The following is a 16,943-nucleotide window of genomic DNA, read 5'->3' as shown; positions in this document are numbered from 1 at the left end:
CCTTTTTATTACCGGTTGTGTAAAGAAGCTTAAGGCTTTATCATTACTACATCATATGTATAAGTGTCTTTCGAGGTACCTTTTACCCCGCTAACTGTAACGGTATAAGTTTTATCAGTACTTATATCCGAAGGTATAGAGCCGGCACCCATATCCCATACTATGGTGTTGTCGGCCACTTTGGTGGTGCGCGATACCACATCCAGGCTCATGTTTTGCCCGTCGGACTTAACTGTAACCTTGGCTGCTGAAAAATCAGCATCGGGTATTGAGAACGACCAGCGTGGGTACATCACCTGTATAGGTACAAAATTGGCCGGTGGGTATGCAATAAATTCAGGAATATATGTATTGTCTGATTTTACCAGCACATGTATCACTTCCACATCATCAGTTGTGCCATGACTGAAGGCACTTTGTTTGGAGTATAACAGCCAGCGCCTGTGCCCCGCATCCACGTTATATTCTTCTGAGTCTTCCATAAAGGCATCTACTGCAATGCTGCCGGATGAGCCTAAGCGCAGGTTGCTTTTTTTTGCACCATCGGCTCCCTCAGTAGTATAGCACGACCAACTGGTGGGTGGATTATGGTCCAGGTCGCCGTTGGCGGTCATCATCAGTGCTGTTTGTTGTTGTGCTGCATACAGCGACTCATCCATGACACAATTGTAATTGAGACCGGTTATCTTCCTGAAATAATTGATGCGTTTAAGAACAGCATCATGTACGTTTTGGGGCACTGTCCCGGCATTGCAGCCTGTTGTACTGCCTGTCCAGTTGACAGACGTTAGTGCAGACGCCAGGTACATCTGTTTATAGTCATTTACTGCTGAGTCCCTCGTATAAGTAAGTGGGTTGATAGCCGGCTTATTCCAGGTAGTTGTATCCTGCGGTTCAGGGTCAGGAGTGGTAACAGGGTCTTTTCCGCATCCATATATTAATAAGACAGGCACTGATAATAACAAAAGGATATTCTTAGGGTGTTTTGACATCATAATTGGTTGTATTGAACTGTTAATTAAGTAATTGTAATTTAGGGATAATAAAAGTCGCCAATTATATAAACTGCCTCAGAATAGAAAACGTTGGGACGAGCAGCGAAAAATTACATTTAAATTATACTGCTGAAAGGAAACAATATATCGAAATATTGACCTTATGTCATAATTTAATAATAACTATAAGCTTTTCTTATAGAATTAATAAGCGTAATATAACCGAAAAAGCAATAAACAATTATTTTTTTTTCATTAAAATTTATGGTTTTAAGTTGTTTTTTCCCTAATTTGTACAATCGAAAAGATTTTCTTTATCACAAAAATTAAAAATAATATGAAAAAATTATTACTCGGAGCGTTGATGCTTACTTCTGTTAGCACCTTTGCGCAGACCAAAAAAGTAATCATGGAAGATTTTACCGGTCTGAAATGTGGCTGGTGTCCTGAAGGAACTGTTATACTGGAAGGTTTGTACGCAAGCCAGCCGGCAGTTTGTATCCCTGTTGCTGTTCACGGTGGTGGTTTCGAACCTTCTACCAGTCCTCTTAAAACTCCGGATGGTGATTTGCTGGTATCTGACGTTAATGCTACTTCCTTTCCTTGCGGTGCTATTGACAGGGTAAAATTTTCAGGTGAAGCTAAAGTTCCTGTGGGCAGGGGTAGTTGGGTTTCTTATTTCAACCAGCAAGCCGCTACAACAGCTATCGTTTCTATTGGTTTTGCTAACAAAAAATACAATGCAACTACAAAAGAATATACAGCTGATGTAAACGTTGAGTTCTCTTCTCTGCCTACCGGCAAAGTAAGGTTGCAGGTATATGCTATTGAAGATAGTATCCCTGCTACCGGCGTATTGGCTCAGGACAACTATTCATCAAATGTACAGAGTGGCGCAAGCCCGCTGAACCCATGGTTCCACAACCGTACTTTCCGTGCTATGCTGGCAGGTTCAGGTGCTATTAATGGCCTGAAACCAAACGATCCTAACTGGACAGGTACACAGATCAATGGTGGTAATACCATTGTTGTGAACACGAAATATACTTACCAGCTGAAATTCACTATGAATGCAGCCTGGAATAAAGATCACGTACACCTGGTTGCTTATGTTACTAACGACAATCCGCTGGCAAGAAGCATCCTGAATGCTGAAGAAGCTCATGATGTATCTAAAACTTTCTGGCCTGAAAGCGTTAGCGATGTAAATAACTCTGTAGAAGTAGCTAACATCTATCCTAGTCCTGCTGCTGCTAATGGTGTGTTGAATGTTCAGTACAACATCAAAGAAACTTCTGATGTTTCTATGAAAGTGTACAACTCTGTAGGCCAGCTGGTAGCTCAGCCTTACAACAGCCACGAAGTTGCTGGTAGCCACATCATCACTTTCAGCCCTGCTGCACATGGTTTGTCTGCTGGTCTGTATATGATCGAGGTTGCAACTGCTACCGGTAAGCAAATACAAAAAGTTACCCTGTTTTAATCAGGATACCTTATATAATTAATAAAAAAGGGCTGCAATTGCAGCCCTTTTTTATTCCATGCATTAGCTATTGTTATAAGCAGTATCTATATTTTTTCTGAATGTTATAAGTAAATATGATTGAAATAGGGTGAAAACACCCTTGTTTAGGCAATAGTATTTGACTTAGATTTACAGGAATATTTTTCACCTTTTAAAAATCCAATTATGAAAAAAGTTCTTTATTTACTATTCGTCACTGTATTAGCAATATCAGCAACGCATGTATTTGCTCAGAATCAAGGGAACGTATATGTTATAAATACCACAGATTGTGATGCTTATATTGATGTATTTGCAGTTTGTCCTGATGGAGCAAATGGTTGTACTACTTACGGTAGTAATACAATGTGGAACATACCTGCACAAACAGGATATCCAGGACTTCTGGTTTATGACGCTAGCTATGTGCCTACATCATCTAACCCCTATTGGTCATCATCAACCCCTCCAACGGTAGGTTGCTCTAATTGGCAATGGAGTTTTGCAAATATTGACTATGGCTGCAAAGACGATATAGTGACGCAACCTCGTCCAACTGTTGGTTATGCATCAGATCCTTGTGATTCATATTATAATGATAGGTATTTTGATTTGTCGACTGATTGCATAGACGCATGCGGCAATGGTTATGCTATAAGAGCTCATTGGTATGTGAATAATCCAAATCCAGGTGAGATACTAATTGTTATTTCAAATTAGTCGTCCTTAATGAGGACGATAGTTCTTGGCACAATTTACGTATAAATGGACAGATGTTCTAAGAATAGTATACAATGCTGCAACATTTTTGAAATACTGTTGAAATATGCAGTTTAGTAATGTCGAATGCCGTTTGTACTACAGATATATATAACATAAAAGAGGCTGTCTAAAAATCAGAGACAGCCTCTTTTATGTTTGGTAATTTATGGATAAGTGTTTAGTGTACAAGGTTCTTATTTTTCCTTTACAATAAACCCATGGCGCTTTTAACTCTCGATACTGTTGCCACTTTCCCTATCACCTCTGCTATATCAAATACACCCGGTCCATACTTGCCTCCTACCAGCATAATGCGCAAGGGCAGCATAACAGTGCCTTTTTTTATCCCGGCAGTTTCAGCACTTTCAGCAAAATTACTTTCAAGGGTGGCTGCATTCCAATCGGATATTTTTTCCAGACCATCTACCCATTTCCTGAATAGTTCCGAAGTTTGTTCGTTCCACTTACTTTTTATGGTATCTGTATCAATAGTTTCAGGTGCAGCAAAGAAAAAATGGCCTTGTTCCCAGAAATCAGTAAGCAGGTGGCAGCGTTCTTTCACCAGGGCAATCACATCCTTGAGGTACGCATCACTAGTGCTTACACCATGAGCCTGTATAAAGGGCTGAACCAATGGTACCAGTTCTTCATTGGTTTTTTTCTGCAGGTATTGGTGATTGTACCATTTGGCTTTGTCAAAGTCAAATCTTGCGCCGCCTTTATGCACCCTGTCGATTGTGAATTTTTCAATGAGCTCATTCATCGAGAATACTTCCTGCTCGGTTGTATCATTCCACCCCAGCATAGCCAGTATATTCACAAATGCTTCCGGTAAAAAGCCATGCTCTTTAAAGCCATCCAGTGTTTCGCCTGTATTGGGGTCTGTCCACTTCATGGCAAATACTGGGAAACCCAGTCGCTGGCCGTCTCTTTTGCTTAGCTTACCATGCCCGTCAGGTTTTAGTATCAGCGGTAGGTGCGCCCATTGCGGCATGGTACTTTCCCAGCCCAGGTATCTCCATAATAATATATGTACAGGTGCGCTGGGCAGCCATTCCTCTCCCCTGAAGGCGTGGGTGATCTTCATCAGGTAATCATCTACCACCACAGCAAGGTGGTAGGTGGGCATACCGTCTGCCTTCAATAACACTTTGTCATCTACCAGGTGGCTTTCATTACTAATATCGCCGCGTATCATATCCGTAAAGCTGATAGTTTCGTTATGCGGCATTTTGATGCGTACTACATAAGGCGTACCATTATTGAGTAGCTCTTTCGTTTGCTCAGCAGACAACGAAAGAGAATTACGCATATTCATACGTGTTTTGCTATCGTATTGTGGTGTTGGGTTTTCTGTTGTTTTCAGCTCATTGCGCATGCGCTCCAACTCTTCAGGCGTATCAAATGCATAATAAGCGTTACCCTGTTCTATGAGCTGTTCAGCATATTGCCTGTAGGTATCTTTTCTTTCGCTTTGACGGTATGGGGCATAAGCACCTCCTTTCAGCGGGCCTTCATCCGGTGTCAGCCCACACCATTCCAGGCAGTCGTATATATATTGTTCTGCCCCATCAACATACCTGCTGCGGTCAGTATCCTCAATACGCAGGACAAAATCGCCACCATTGTGCCTGGCAAACAGGTAGTTATATAATACGGTGCGTACACCACCCAGGTGCAAACCTCCCGTTGGGCTGGGAGCAAACCTCACGCGGACTTTATTACTCATAGGCGGCAAATTTACAGCTAAAGAAGCTGCAAAAAAAACGCCATACTGAATATTGCTATATGCTAGTAGCTGATGCTTTCGTAGATGTCCAGAATTTTATCAAAAGAGTATTGCTTGTCTTCTATTGAGGCGACCCACTTGAACCTGCGTATGGCATTGGTAACAAAAACCGCATCGGCAGATTCCAGGAACTCTTTTGTAAACGGCTCTTCAATAATTGTAAATCCTTTCTTAGGTAGCTGTTGCATAATATACTTGCGCATAACGCCTCCTACTGGTCCTTCAGACAAAGGAGGTGTATATAAGGTGTCGCCTTTTATACAAAAGATATTCGCCAGTGTGGTTTCTATTGGGCGGCCATAGGTATTTAATATAATGGCATTGTCAGCCTTTTTAGCTGTTGCCTGCCTGGCAGCCATACAATATATCATGGCATTCGTGGTTTTGAGATTGGCGATACTGTCAGGGCTTTTTGATACACCTTCAGCATATACCAGGGACAGACCTTGTTCATTTAATTGCGTCAGCCTGGGGTCAAAGTTCTGGCAATCTATAACAAATTCCGTCCATGGGTTCTGCCCGTCAAATAAACCGCCACGCCCTGCATATATCTGGAAACGGACACGGCACAGTTTTTCCATCTGGTTTTTCTTTACCGTTCTCATTATTTCATCTTCCATCCATTGCCGCGTCATCAGTTCGGGCATCACCAGCATCAGTTGCTTTATACCGGCAAATAGTCTTTCCCAGTGGTATTCTTTCAATTGTATCTGTCCATCCAATACCAGCATAGTTTCAAAAAGCCCGAAACCAAATCTTACAGCCCTGCTATCGAAAGGTACACTGGCGGATGTGTCTTTGTGCAGTTTCCCGTTTATGTTAATATGTCTCAATAGCTAAACAATTAAAAGTTAATGACAAAATTAGAGTTTTTAATTCGGTATGGTCAATGTTATCTATCATATATAGTGTTTTCGAGGTGGTTGTGTTGTACCTTTGCGCAAATACTGATTCATGAAACTTGAGAAAGAAGTTCCTGTACAATGGATAGCAGAATACATTGGTGCAACTATCATAGGCAACACTAACCGGACGGCAACCGGGATTAATGAGATACATAAAGTTACTCATGGAGACGTATCTTTTGTAGACAATGAGAAGTATTTTAATAACTGTTTAATTTCAGCAGCAACAATTATTATAATTAACAAAGAAGTGCCATGCCCTGAAGGGAAAACACTATTATTACATCATGATCCGTTTAGCGCTTATGTACAATTAGTTAAACATTTTCGCCCTTTTGAGCCGGCTAATAAAATGATCAGCGACACTGCAGTGATTGGAGAAGGCACTCACCTGCAGCCGGGAGTATTTGTTGGTAACCACGTTACTATTGGTAAGAACTGCCTGATACACCCCAATGTTACCATTTACGATCATACCACTATAGGCGATAACGTTATTATACATTCAGGCACAGTGCTGGGGGCTGATGCTTTTTATTTTAAGCGCCGTAAGGAACGGAATGTACAGTATGACAAACTGGAAAGCTGCGGTCGTGTTATTATTGGCGATGACGTGGAGATAGGTGCAGGTTGTGCAATCGATAAAGGGGTAAGTGGTGATACCATCATTGGTGCCGGCACCAAATTGGATAATCATATACATATAGGTCATGGTGCTGTCATAGGCAAGAATTGCCTGTTTGCAGGCCAGGTAGGTATAGGTGGTAAGGCAATTATAGAAGATGAGGTAATACTCTGGGGCCAGGTTGGTGTGAGTAAAGACCTGACTATCGGTAAAGGTGCTATAGTATACGCACAAAGTGGCGTGGGTCAGAGTATTGAGGGGGGGAAGGTGTACTTTGGAAGTCCTGTAGAGGATGCCCGCAGCAAAATGCGCGAACTGAACTGGGTAAAACGTATACCTGAAATATGGGAGAAGCTTATGAGTACTGCTAAGTAGCCTTAAACTGTTTGCCCTTGCTTTCGGGCAGTCCCGGCCACTCTGACCTGAGCAGTCCGGTAACGACAATATCATGATACTTGCCATGTAGCAGATAGTTCTGACGTATAATGCCTTCAACTTTAAATTTCAGTTTCTCGGCTACGGCTGCGCTACGCTTGTTTGATACCATAAAGTGTATCTCTGCTTTATTCAGCCCCGCTTTGTCAAAAAGGAAGTCAATAAAACTTTTCAGGCAGGTGTTTACAATGCCTTTGTTCTCATAGTCTTTAGCTATCCAGTATCCGAGGTGTGCTTTTTTCAGGTTGTGGTCCCAGTTGTGCATACCCATGCTGCCTACCAGCTTTCGCTTGTAAATGATACCAAGTGCCAGGCCTTCCTGCGCATTCTGTTGTGCAATAGACTGCTGTATGAACTGAAGAGAATGCTCAGGCTTAGTGGTCATATTCACCCATGGGAACCACGGTCGCAGATGGTCTCGCGATGAATCGATAAGTTCAAACAATTCCTGCGCATCACCCGGTTGCAGGGAGCGCAGTAATAGTTCATCGTCTATGAGTATTGAGACCATAGACCTAAAATAGTAATTATTTTAGTGTTTGAAATGCCTTGTCTTAGTAAGTACCAGGGCAATGTTGTTATCCTTACAATATTGTACGGTGTCATTGTCCCTTACAGAACCCCCCGGCTGAATAATAGCCGTAATACCAACTTCGTGCGCCATACGTGCACAATCATCAAAAGGGAAGAAAGCGTCTGAAGCCAGAACCGCACCCTCTAATGAAAAGCCAAAATGCTTCGACTTATCTATCGACTGGCGCAGTGCATCTATACGGCTCGTCTGGCCGCAACCTTTACCCACCAGTTGTTTGTTCTTAACCAGTGCTATAGCGTTAGATTTCAGGTGCTTACAAACGATGTTGGCAAACTCCATATCAGCTTTTTCAGCTTCCGTACTATTGCGGGAGCTTGCTTCTGTCCACTCTGCATAATTTCCTTTGTCGGCCTGCTGTACCAAAGTGCCGTTCAGTATACGTTTGTATTCCCTTTCAGGGTAGAATGTTTCTTTCTGTTGCAACAGTATCCTATTCTTCTTGCCTTTCAGTAGCTCCAGTGCATCGGCATCAAAAGCAGGTGCTATCAATATCTCGAAGAACAATTCGCTTATTTTTTGCGCTACGGCCATATTGATGGTCTGGTTAGTGATGAGTACACCACCAAAAGCACTTTCAGGGTCACCTGCAAGGGCTGCATCCCATGCTTCTTCTACGTTATCACGTTGAGCTACACCACATACGTTTGTATGTTTAATAACTGCGAAGGCAGGTCGGCTGAACTCTGCTATTATCTGGCAGGCAGCATCCACATCCACCAGGTTGTTGTAAGAAAGTTCTTTACCATTCAGCTTATCGAAAATGGCATTAATATCACCATAAAAAGCTGCATCCTGGTGTGGGTTCTCACCGTAACGCAGTGATTGCTTACCTGCTACTGACAACTGGAACTCGTTGCTTTCTTCAGTGCGGGCAAAATAGTCGGCTATAGCTACATCGTAGTGTGCGCACTCTGTAAAGGCTGCAGCTGCATATTTTTTACGGTCAGCTATCGAGGTATTACCACCTTTTTCATTCAGAAGGTCCAGCAGGCCGCTGTATTGGTTGCGCGATGCTATGATGCATACATCATTATAGTTCTTGGCTGCTGCACGAATCAGCGATACTCCACCTATGTCTATCTTCTCGATGATCTTTTTCTCGTCGGTAGTGCTTTTTACAGTCTCCTCGAATGGATACAGGTCCACTATCACCAGGTCGAACAGGGGTATCTGATATTCAGATACATGCTGCTGATCTTCAGGCAGGTCGCGGCGGGCAAGGATGCCGCCGAATACTTTCGGGTGCAGGGTCTTAACCCTACCTCCCAGTATAGAAGGGTAGCTGGTAACACTTTCAACAGATACACAGGGGATACCCGCCTCTTCTATAAATGATTGTGTGCCACCTGTCGAGTATATTGTCACTCCCAGTTTGTGCAGTTTGCGCACTATCGGCTCCAGGCCATCTTTATAAAATACTGATATCAACGCGGCACCTATCTTACGTTCCATACTATTTTTAGATTATATGTGAAAATTGAAGCGCAAAGATACTAAGCTGCTGCGATATTGGCTAATGTTATAATGAGTGAATCAGCGATGCCGGTATTATAATGGGGGGAGTTCCTTCAAATATGTTTCTTTGAATCTGTCAACTTTTTGAATAAAAGTAACCTGGTCAACTCCACATAAACCTTCTAAATTCCAATATGCCTCCCTGAGTTCGTCATATTCATATTGTGCACCTCTTACTTCTCCGAACATTATTTTTTTCAGGTTGGGTTTTTTGTATAACAGCTCATTCAGTACTAACATATTACGTAGCATATCCCATTCTCGTTTGTCTTCTTGTTTGGCAGGTTTCAGCTTCCGGTATTTTTCCCCTTTTTTGAGAGGGGGTGTTTTGATAATAAAGAGTTTGTTGGCTTCAACAGATAATTGATATCTCTTCCCGATATAGCTTTTATCATTTTGTTGGATCAGCGTATCCCTGGAGCCTCCCCAGATATGTACGAATCCCTTTTTTTCAGAAAGTCTTTCTGTAAATGCAGTATCATTCTTCACAACCACATACCATACTCCATAGCTGTGGCTCACGTATAAGCCCGAAGGTATTTGAGCGTACGTTTTTACAGACCATACTAATAATATAGATATCAGGGTTATGAGCTTTTTATTCATTTTGTTGGTTGTAGTAATAAATGATCGCTTAATACAAACGCTCCTTCTGATCGGATATTATGTACAGAAAGACCAGATGTATTAGCATCTCTCGTCCATACCTCTGCCTTATTTCTTGATACCGCTGTACTGAATATTATCTGGGCATCACCAAATACCTGCTTAATGTCAGCCATATTGATACCTTTCGTGCCTGTTATCACAACATAATCTGCCTGTATAGTAGTGTCTTGTATGGGCTGGTTCAAAATGAAAATGATTTCGCCGTTTGTATTTATAAAGTTGTAGCTGTTCTTTGCTTTCATCGTATCGCGTATGTGCATATTGATGTGTGCGGGTCGCAGCACATATTCTTCCGTTGCCGGGTCAGCTATTTCAGGACTAACAAGTGTAGTGCAGGTTGTACCGGTTATCAACTCTATCTGTGCTGCTTTAGAGGTATTGTATACCACGAAGATATTTTGCTTTAAAGACTGCCATTCAACCATGCAGGAGGAAAGGAGGAACAGGGAGCAAAGGGTGAGTGAAAGGAGTAATGCTTTAGTCTGTTTCTTGATGAAGTACACAGCAATACCTGCTATGGTTAAATACACCAGTATTATTTGAGAAGTGCTTAACGTTAGTCTGTGGAAGCTGTCAAAATTGATTTGTTGTAACAGGTAAATAGCATGGTTGAACCACGTGGTAATAACAGTAAGTAAGCTCGCGATGAAATGTGCAACAGGATAGAACAGTGATATTACGATCAGTAACATGCCACCAATAAGCGTTACACTCATGAATAAATAGGCGAGTACATTGGCTACAATGAACTGCAAAGGGAAAAGATGGAAATAATATATCACTAATGGAGCTACCAGTATCTCAGCTGAAATACTTACAGCGATTGCCGCCCATATAGTGCGTAATGCTTTGTTTGCAGGGCTGTACCACCTGTATGCATGTTTGTAGAAAAGGAAGATAGACAGGACAGCTGTAAACGACAACTGAAATCCAACATCATACAGCCAGTAGGGATTTATACACAGCACAACAAAAGCAGTGGCCAGCAATTGGTTGACACCATTACGGTATTTCTGCAAAGCAAAACCTATGCCCAGCAGAGAGAACATGATAGCCGCCCGTACTGCTGAAGTAGGCGCACCAGCCACTACAACGTATAGCCAGATCAGTGGTAAGGCAGCTATATACTTTACCCAGTAATATTTTTTATGTTTCATCCATGAAAGTAACAGTACTGCCAACAGGAAAAATATGGCTATATGCGCACCTGATATAGCCATGATGTGCACGATGCCGGTTCCTGCATAGACCTCTGTCAGATTATTATCCAACTCTTCTTTATCGCCAAGTAATATAGCTTTGAGTAACCCAAGTGTCTGCCTGTCTGTAATATACCATTCCAGTTGCCTGGCCGACCAGTGATGTATTCGTCTTATCCAATTCAGGTCGTGTTCATTAGTGTAGCTGTGTATGGTCAGCTCATCGCCCGAAATAAATTGGCGGTAGTAGATATTATTGCGTGACAGGTAGGTTGCGTAATCAAATTCAAATGGATTACCGCTATTGGTAATCGGCTGCCATTTGTTGGGTATGATGATAATATCACCTTCGTGCAAAGCGGGTGCATTGAATTTGTATACATACACAAATGCTTTGCCCGTGACTGGTACTGTTTTGTTCCCATGTATTGTGTGGGTGACATTTACCTCCAGCTTCCAACTACGTTCCTTTTCTGCGGGTACTTCCGTTATCGTAGCTACATAACCGTCGGCATTTGAAATGTTGTGGCCAAACCAAAACCTGTCATTGCGTATATCCTGGTAATAGCGCAACAACCATGAGGCTAGAATGAGTGATAAGTGCATGAAGACAAACCCGGTGTATTTTACAATTGGCTTATTTTGCCGGGCAAACGATAATGTTGTGTAAACAGCAGCAGATAGAATAAATGAAGTGATACCGAGTACTCCGGAATAGTTTAATAGTTTGTCAGCAATGGGGTAGACTACTATGCCGGCTATTAGCGGCAATAGCAGCCTGATAAACGGAGTTGTTTCCCAGAAGTGAGCTTTATGTAACGGCCATTGTTTCATGCGGTACAAGGTGTCCGCATAAAATACTATTTATAATGAAATACTAGCGCCTAACTCGTTCACTTTTTTACGTGCCAGTTGTATATAAGTACTGCCGGGATACTCAATGATCAGTTGAGCGTATAGTCTACCGGCCTCTTCTTTTTTATCCAGGTATTTTTCATTTATCTCTGCCATGGTAAATAAGGCATCGTCGGCCAATACATCCTTTCCATGCTCTTGATGTATCTTTTCCAGGTAAGCAAGCGCTTTTGTATAATCCCGTTTCTTCTGCGCTATTTTCGCTCTCTGCATCAGCAGGTCATCGGCCAAAGGGTGGTCAGGGAAGGCAGTGGATATGCTGTCCAGTATGTGCTCCGCTTCGTCATATTTGTTCTGGAAGACCAGTAGGTCTGCATAGGCGAATCGCTCCAATGGTACATAGTTACTATGCGGCGGAATATTTTCTGTTATGAGCACAGAAAGGTATAGTGCATCATTGGCAATTAATTCAGAGGTAGACGCCTTCAGTACCGAAGCCTGTATGTTCGCCCATTCAAAATCGCCGCGAAAATAGGCCAGCTTTGCATCACGAAAACGTGCTTCTTCGCCCAACACATCTTCACGAAATTCTTTTTGCACCTGTGTATAGGTCAATGAAGCGTCCCATATTCTTCCTACCAGTATCATATAGTCGCCCAGTTGCAGTTTGCATTGGCCCACAAAATCCCTTCTCGCTGCCGGCAAGGCTATCACTTTTTCCAACAATGCTATTGCTTGCTCAGGCTGACCGGCATACCTTGCCAGTACAGTTGCATAATCCTGTGTAATATGAAATGTATAGTAGTCGGGGAAGCTATCCAGGAACTGTTTGTATTCATCAGCAAGCTTGTTCACTTCTTCGGGTGTAAATGATGATTTGTCTTGCAGTATTTTGAATTTTACCCCAAGCATCTCGTGAATAACGGTTGAGTAAAAAGGGTATTCCTTCCCTTTGTCTAAAACTTCGCTATATGCTTTCAGGGCAAATTCATTCTTGTTTTCTTTCACTGCATAACGTGCAAAATCAAGTATACGTTCGCCTTGCTCTTTATATCTTTCGTCAAGAGCGCGTACCTGTATCAGTGCTCCGTCCCAGTCGTCCTTTTGTGTATACAACCAGGTTAGCAGTTCAGAATAATAAGGATTGTCCGGCTCTTCATTTATTTTTTTGATGATGGCTTTCTGTGCCTTTGCAAGTTTTTTCCTGTCATCACCCAGGTAATCGAGCAGGGTGGTCTTTACTTCTTCAATGCCGCCATTATAGAAACTGCGGCTCGCATTCAGCAGAGTAGCTATGCCATTGTCCAGGTCGCCTGCTTTGAAGTATAGCCTGGCCATAGGTCCGCTATACAGGTATTGATTGTGTAGTATCAGGCCTGCCTGTTCATAAGTTTTCAGTGCGTAATCATCACGCTCCAGGTCAGTGAATTTTTTCGCTATAAGCTGTGTCAGCAGGTCGTCACCGTTCAGCATGGTTAGTGCCGCTTCATATAGTTCTTCGGCTTTTTTCTCTTTACCACTTTCGTGATATACCCTGCCCATATCTACTGTAAGTGCAGCACTACTTGGGTTCTTTTGTATCTGGGCATTTACCAGCCCTTCTGCCTTTTTGTATTCTTTGGCTGCCAACAGTGCATCTAAGTACCCAGAATATATTTCCTGGTTACGGTTGTCTTTCTTGTATAGATTATCAAAAGCATCAATGGCCTTGTCATACTGCTTCATGTCCAGGTACATCCTTGCCTCGTCAACAGTACCCGGTTGCGCCATGGCACTGCTGCACAATATCAGCAGGAACATACTGAATATCAACTTCACTTTCCATATAGGGTTATTTTGCCTTCTCATCATAAAAAAAGTTAGTACCATCGAATACATACACCTTCCATTTACCTGTTATCTGGTTGTGCTCCGTTACGGGTATGTATAGTTTTTTGCCATTCTTACTCAGGTGAATGGTATTGATCTCTTTCATTTTCTCAAAGTCGTAGTTGGACATATAGTCATACACATATCCTGTATTGCCTGACTTTTGTCCACCTTCAACAAATATCTCAGCAGGTTCCAGCTTGTTATTGTTAATAACGTATGCGAAAACTGTTTTGTTTTTGAGTGTTTCTGTATAGTTGCCGGTCCATATCAGCAGATAATATGTCTTTCCACTACTTTGCAGGTTCAGTATTTCAACGAACCTGTAACCGGGAGTAATTGCTGTATCTTTCAGGAGCACATGCCCTAAAGAGATTGCTGCTACACGGCCGCTGCCTGCATCATACAATCCAACAGCGTTGTGCAATTGTTTCCCCGGCACTATATGAGTGTCCCAGTTATAAATACTCAGTTTTTTATCCGGTGAAACAACAATATCCATATCGGAGTTTTCGGGCAGTTTAGGTGTTCTTTTGAGTATACCTGGTACATTCGGCAATACTTTTTCTATGTAATTATATAATGCCTCATTGATTCCGGCAACAGAATCTTCTTTATTCACTTCATGATCAAAAACTGTATCCTCCGGCGAATACTGGAAACGCCAGTAGCTGATACCTTCTAAGTAAAAGTTGATCTGCTGCTCCACTTCAGGCATGGTTTGCGCCTGCATAATATGTGTCGCACCAAGCAACAGAGATAATATAGCTGTCTTAAGTTTCATTTAGTTGCGCAATGGTTTGCCTGTTTGTAATATACTCTGCAACCTTTCCAAAGTTTTCTTTTGTCCGCACAGGCTCAGGAAGGTTTCCCTTTCCAGGTCCAGCAGATATTGTTCGCTCACTAAGGTAGGTTGAGAGAGGTCGCCACCGCACATGACATACGCCAGCTTTTCGGCAATAAATTTATCATAATCGCTGATGTAGTTACCACGCCACATACCGTGTATGCCTGCCATCAACGGACCTAATCCGCCGCGGCCCTGTACCTTTATGTCGTGACGTAAAACTGGTTGTGTGTACCCTTGTTCCCACAGCGATAATATCTTTCTTTTCGCATCAGTAACACGCCTGTCAGGATTAATGGATATGCCGTCTGTTCCCTTACGCAGTATCGACATTTCGAATGCTTCGTGTGCAGAGGTAGCCACTTTGGCTGTACCTATGTTGATGAACAGTTGTTGCAGGTAGTTCAGTTCTATATCCTCTTTTATGTTCCTGTCCGATGCGCGTACTACCATTTCTTTGGTGCCGCCACCACCGGGTATCAGGCCTACACCCATTTCTACCAGTCCTATATAGCTTTCTGCCGCAGCCTGTACCGCGTCGGCATGCAGGCACATTTCGCAACCACCACCCAGCGCCATGCCATGAGGAGCCACAGCTACCGGTATGCTGCTGTAACGCAATCGCATGGTTGTGTTCTGGAATTGGCGAACAGCCATGTCCAGTTCATCATATTCCTGCTCTACGGCAAACATGAATATCAAGCCTACATTAGCACCTGCACTGAAGTTGGCACCGCTGTTGGCTATAACTAATCCTTTATATTTTTCTTCGGCTATACTTACCGCTTTTTGTACACCGGCTAATACTTCGCCACCTATGCTGTTCATTTTTGTGTTCCAGCTTAATGCCACCACATCATCGCCTATGTCCACCAGTTTACAAGCACTGTTTTGCCATACTACTTTATCATCCATGTGCTCCAGTATGATCACTGAACCACTACCAGGTATGGCTTTGTATGCTTTAGCAGGTATGTCATAATACATACGCTGCCCGTTTTCTGTTTTGTAAAAATTATTTATACCCGCATCCAGCATTTCCTGAACCCATGGTGCGGCTTTGATGCCCGCTTTGTCCATATGCTCCAGTACTTTTTTTACGCCAAGTGAGTCCCAGCTTTCAAAAGCACCTATCTCCCACCCAAAACCTGCTTTTAGTGCATCATCTATTTTGTATAACTCGTCTGCTATTTCAGGTATGCGGTTGCTGGCATAAGCAAACAGCATATGGTGGAACATACGGTAGAACTCACCCGCCTTGTCTTGACCGGTATATAATGCTTTTAACCGCTGTTTCAGGTCATCTATAGGTTTAGCCACTTCCAGCGTAGCGAACTTCGCTTTTTGCTTGGGGACATAGTCCATCGTTTCAAGGTTCAGTGTCAGTATCTCGCTTTTTCCACCTGCACCTTTTACCTTTTTATAAAAACCCTGTCCTGTTTTATCCCCCAGCCATTTGTTCTCTATCATCTTCTCGATGAAGGCAGGTATCTTGAAAATGTCTTTCGCTTCGTCGTTGGGTACATTCTCCGGTAGTGCTTTGGCCACATGCACCAGCGTGTCTAGTCCCACTACATCACCTGTACGAAAGGTAGCCGATTTAGGCCTGCCCATGATAGTGCCCGTCAGCGAGTCTGTCTCATCAATATTCAGGCCCAGTTGCTGCATGGCATGAAACACAGCCATAAAGCCAAACACGCCCACACGGTTGGCTATGAAAGCAGGAGTGTCTTTACACAACACGGTTGTCTTGCCGAGGAAACGACTGCCGTAATCGACAAGGAAATCTATGATGTCTTGTTGAGTATCCGGTGCGGGTATTATTTCCAGCAACCTTAGGTAGCGTGGTGGATTGAAAAAGTGTGTGCCGCAAAAATGCTTACGGAAATCCTCACTCCTGCCTTCACTCATCAGGTGTATTGGAATACCCGAAGTATTAGTGGTAATGAGTGTGCCCGGTTTGCGGTGCTCTTCTATTTTTGCAAAAACGTTTTGTTTTATATCCAGCCGCTCTATTACGGCCTCCATGATCCAATCACAGTCTTTTATTTTGTGCAGGTCGTCTTCAATGTTGCCCGTGGTGATGTTTTTAGCTACGTCTTTTGTGTACACGGCACTTGGGTTAGCCTTGAGTGTAGCCTGCAAAGCACTGTTCACAATACTGTTGCGCCATGCGGGATTGTCTGTAGTAATTCCTTTTGCCTTGTCCTGTTCCGATAATTCGCGTGGAACGATGTCCAGCAATAATACCTCGACGCCTATGCCTGCAAAATGTGCTGCGATACGGCTGCCCATTACACCACTACCTATTACCGCTACTTTCCTTATAGCCCTGTTCATTATGTCCTGTCGTTTTTAAGTACTACAAATTACTAAAAA

The 16,943-nt window shown here is 42.8% G+C and carries 13 protein-coding genes; 3 read left to right on the top strand and 10 right to left on the bottom strand.

Translation table 11 applies throughout. The features are described from left to right. Positions 1 to 29 precede the first annotated feature (29 nt). A complete protein-coding gene (locus H6550_15430) occupies positions 30 to 995 on the bottom strand; it encodes a hypothetical protein (GenBank protein ID MCB9047524.1) in 966 nt (321 codons plus the stop codon). A gap of 337 nt (positions 996 to 1,332) precedes the next feature. On the opposite strand from H6550_15430, the gene H6550_15425 reads away from it, so the two are divergent. Then, the gene (locus H6550_15425; protein MCB9047523.1) at positions 1,333 to 2,478 is read left to right on the top strand and encodes an Omp28-related outer membrane protein; all 1,146 of its coding nucleotides are present in this window, start codon (positions 1,333 to 1,335) and stop codon (positions 2,476 to 2,478) included. Positions 2,479 to 2,685: 207 nt separating this feature from the next. Continuing rightward, a complete protein-coding gene (locus tag H6550_15420) occupies positions 2,686 to 3,219 on the top strand; it encodes a hypothetical protein (protein MCB9047522.1) in 534 nt (177 codons plus the stop codon). 247 nt (positions 3,220 to 3,466) lie between these two features. Here H6550_15420 and H6550_15415 read toward each other — a convergent pair whose 3' ends face one another. Further along, complete coding sequence (locus H6550_15415) at positions 3,467 to 4,990, bottom strand: glutamate--tRNA ligase (GenBank protein MCB9047521.1); 1,524 nt, start codon at positions 4,988 to 4,990, stop codon at positions 3,467 to 3,469. Positions 4,991 to 5,052: 62 nt separating this feature from the next. Further along, a complete protein-coding gene (locus H6550_15410) occupies positions 5,053 to 5,883 on the bottom strand; it encodes an aminotransferase class IV (GenBank protein MCB9047520.1) in 831 nt (276 codons plus the stop codon). A 121-nt stretch (positions 5,884 to 6,004) separates the two neighbouring features. Here H6550_15410 and H6550_15405 point away from each other — a divergent pair, with 121 nt between their 5' ends. Beyond that, on the top strand, positions 6,005 to 6,955 hold the full coding sequence (locus H6550_15405; GenBank protein MCB9047519.1) for a UDP-3-O-(3-hydroxymyristoyl)glucosamine N-acyltransferase: 951 nt from the start codon (positions 6,005 to 6,007) through the stop codon (positions 6,953 to 6,955). On the opposite strand, the gene H6550_15400 is transcribed toward H6550_15405, so the two are convergent. From H6550_15400 to H6550_15370, 7 genes are all read right to left on the bottom strand, one after another. Then, positions 6,948 to 7,526, bottom strand: coding sequence for a GNAT family N-acetyltransferase (locus tag H6550_15400; protein MCB9047518.1), 579 nt, complete (start codon positions 7,524 to 7,526; stop codon positions 6,948 to 6,950). The two genes, H6550_15405 and H6550_15400, sit on opposite strands and share 8 nt — an antisense overlap. A gap of 21 nt (positions 7,527 to 7,547) precedes the next feature. Then, positions 7,548 to 9,062 carry a bifunctional phosphoribosylaminoimidazolecarboxamide formyltransferase/IMP cyclohydrolase gene (purH, locus tag H6550_15395; GenBank protein MCB9047517.1) on the bottom strand — a complete coding sequence of 505 codons (1,515 nt, stop codon included), beginning with the start codon at positions 9,060 to 9,062 and terminating at the stop codon, positions 7,548 to 7,550. A gap of 96 nt (positions 9,063 to 9,158) precedes the next feature. Beyond that, a complete protein-coding gene (locus tag H6550_15390; GenBank protein ID MCB9047516.1) occupies positions 9,159 to 9,731 on the bottom strand; it encodes a hypothetical protein in 573 nt (190 codons plus the stop codon). Further along, entirely contained in the window at positions 9,728 to 11,827 is a 2,100-nt protein-coding gene (locus tag H6550_15385; GenBank protein MCB9047515.1) for a ComEC family competence protein, read from the bottom strand. The genes H6550_15390 and H6550_15385 overlap by 4 nt, the downstream gene beginning before the upstream one ends. A gap of 30 nt (positions 11,828 to 11,857) precedes the next feature. After that, on the bottom strand, positions 11,858 to 13,699 hold the full coding sequence (locus H6550_15380; GenBank protein ID MCB9047514.1) for a tetratricopeptide repeat protein: 1,842 nt from the start codon (positions 13,697 to 13,699) through the stop codon (positions 11,858 to 11,860). Continuing rightward, the gene (locus H6550_15375) at positions 13,680 to 14,501 is read right to left on the bottom strand and encodes a hypothetical protein (GenBank protein ID MCB9047513.1); all 822 of its coding nucleotides are present in this window, start codon (positions 14,499 to 14,501) and stop codon (positions 13,680 to 13,682) included. The genes H6550_15380 and H6550_15375 overlap by 20 nt, the downstream gene beginning before the upstream one ends. Next, on the bottom strand, positions 14,502 to 16,904 hold the full coding sequence (locus H6550_15370; protein MCB9047512.1) for a 3-hydroxyacyl-CoA dehydrogenase/enoyl-CoA hydratase family protein: 2,403 nt from the start codon (positions 16,902 to 16,904) through the stop codon (positions 14,502 to 14,504). It abuts the gene before it with no gap. Positions 16,905 to 16,943: the final 39 nt, after the last annotated feature.

It is taken from the genome of Chitinophagales bacterium (assembly GCA_020636495.1).
GTDB lineage: Bacteria > Bacteroidota > Bacteroidia > Chitinophagales > Chitinophagaceae > UBA5543.
Note: the sequence above shows the minus strand (reverse complement) of the source record. Positions and strands in the feature narration are given on the sequence as shown.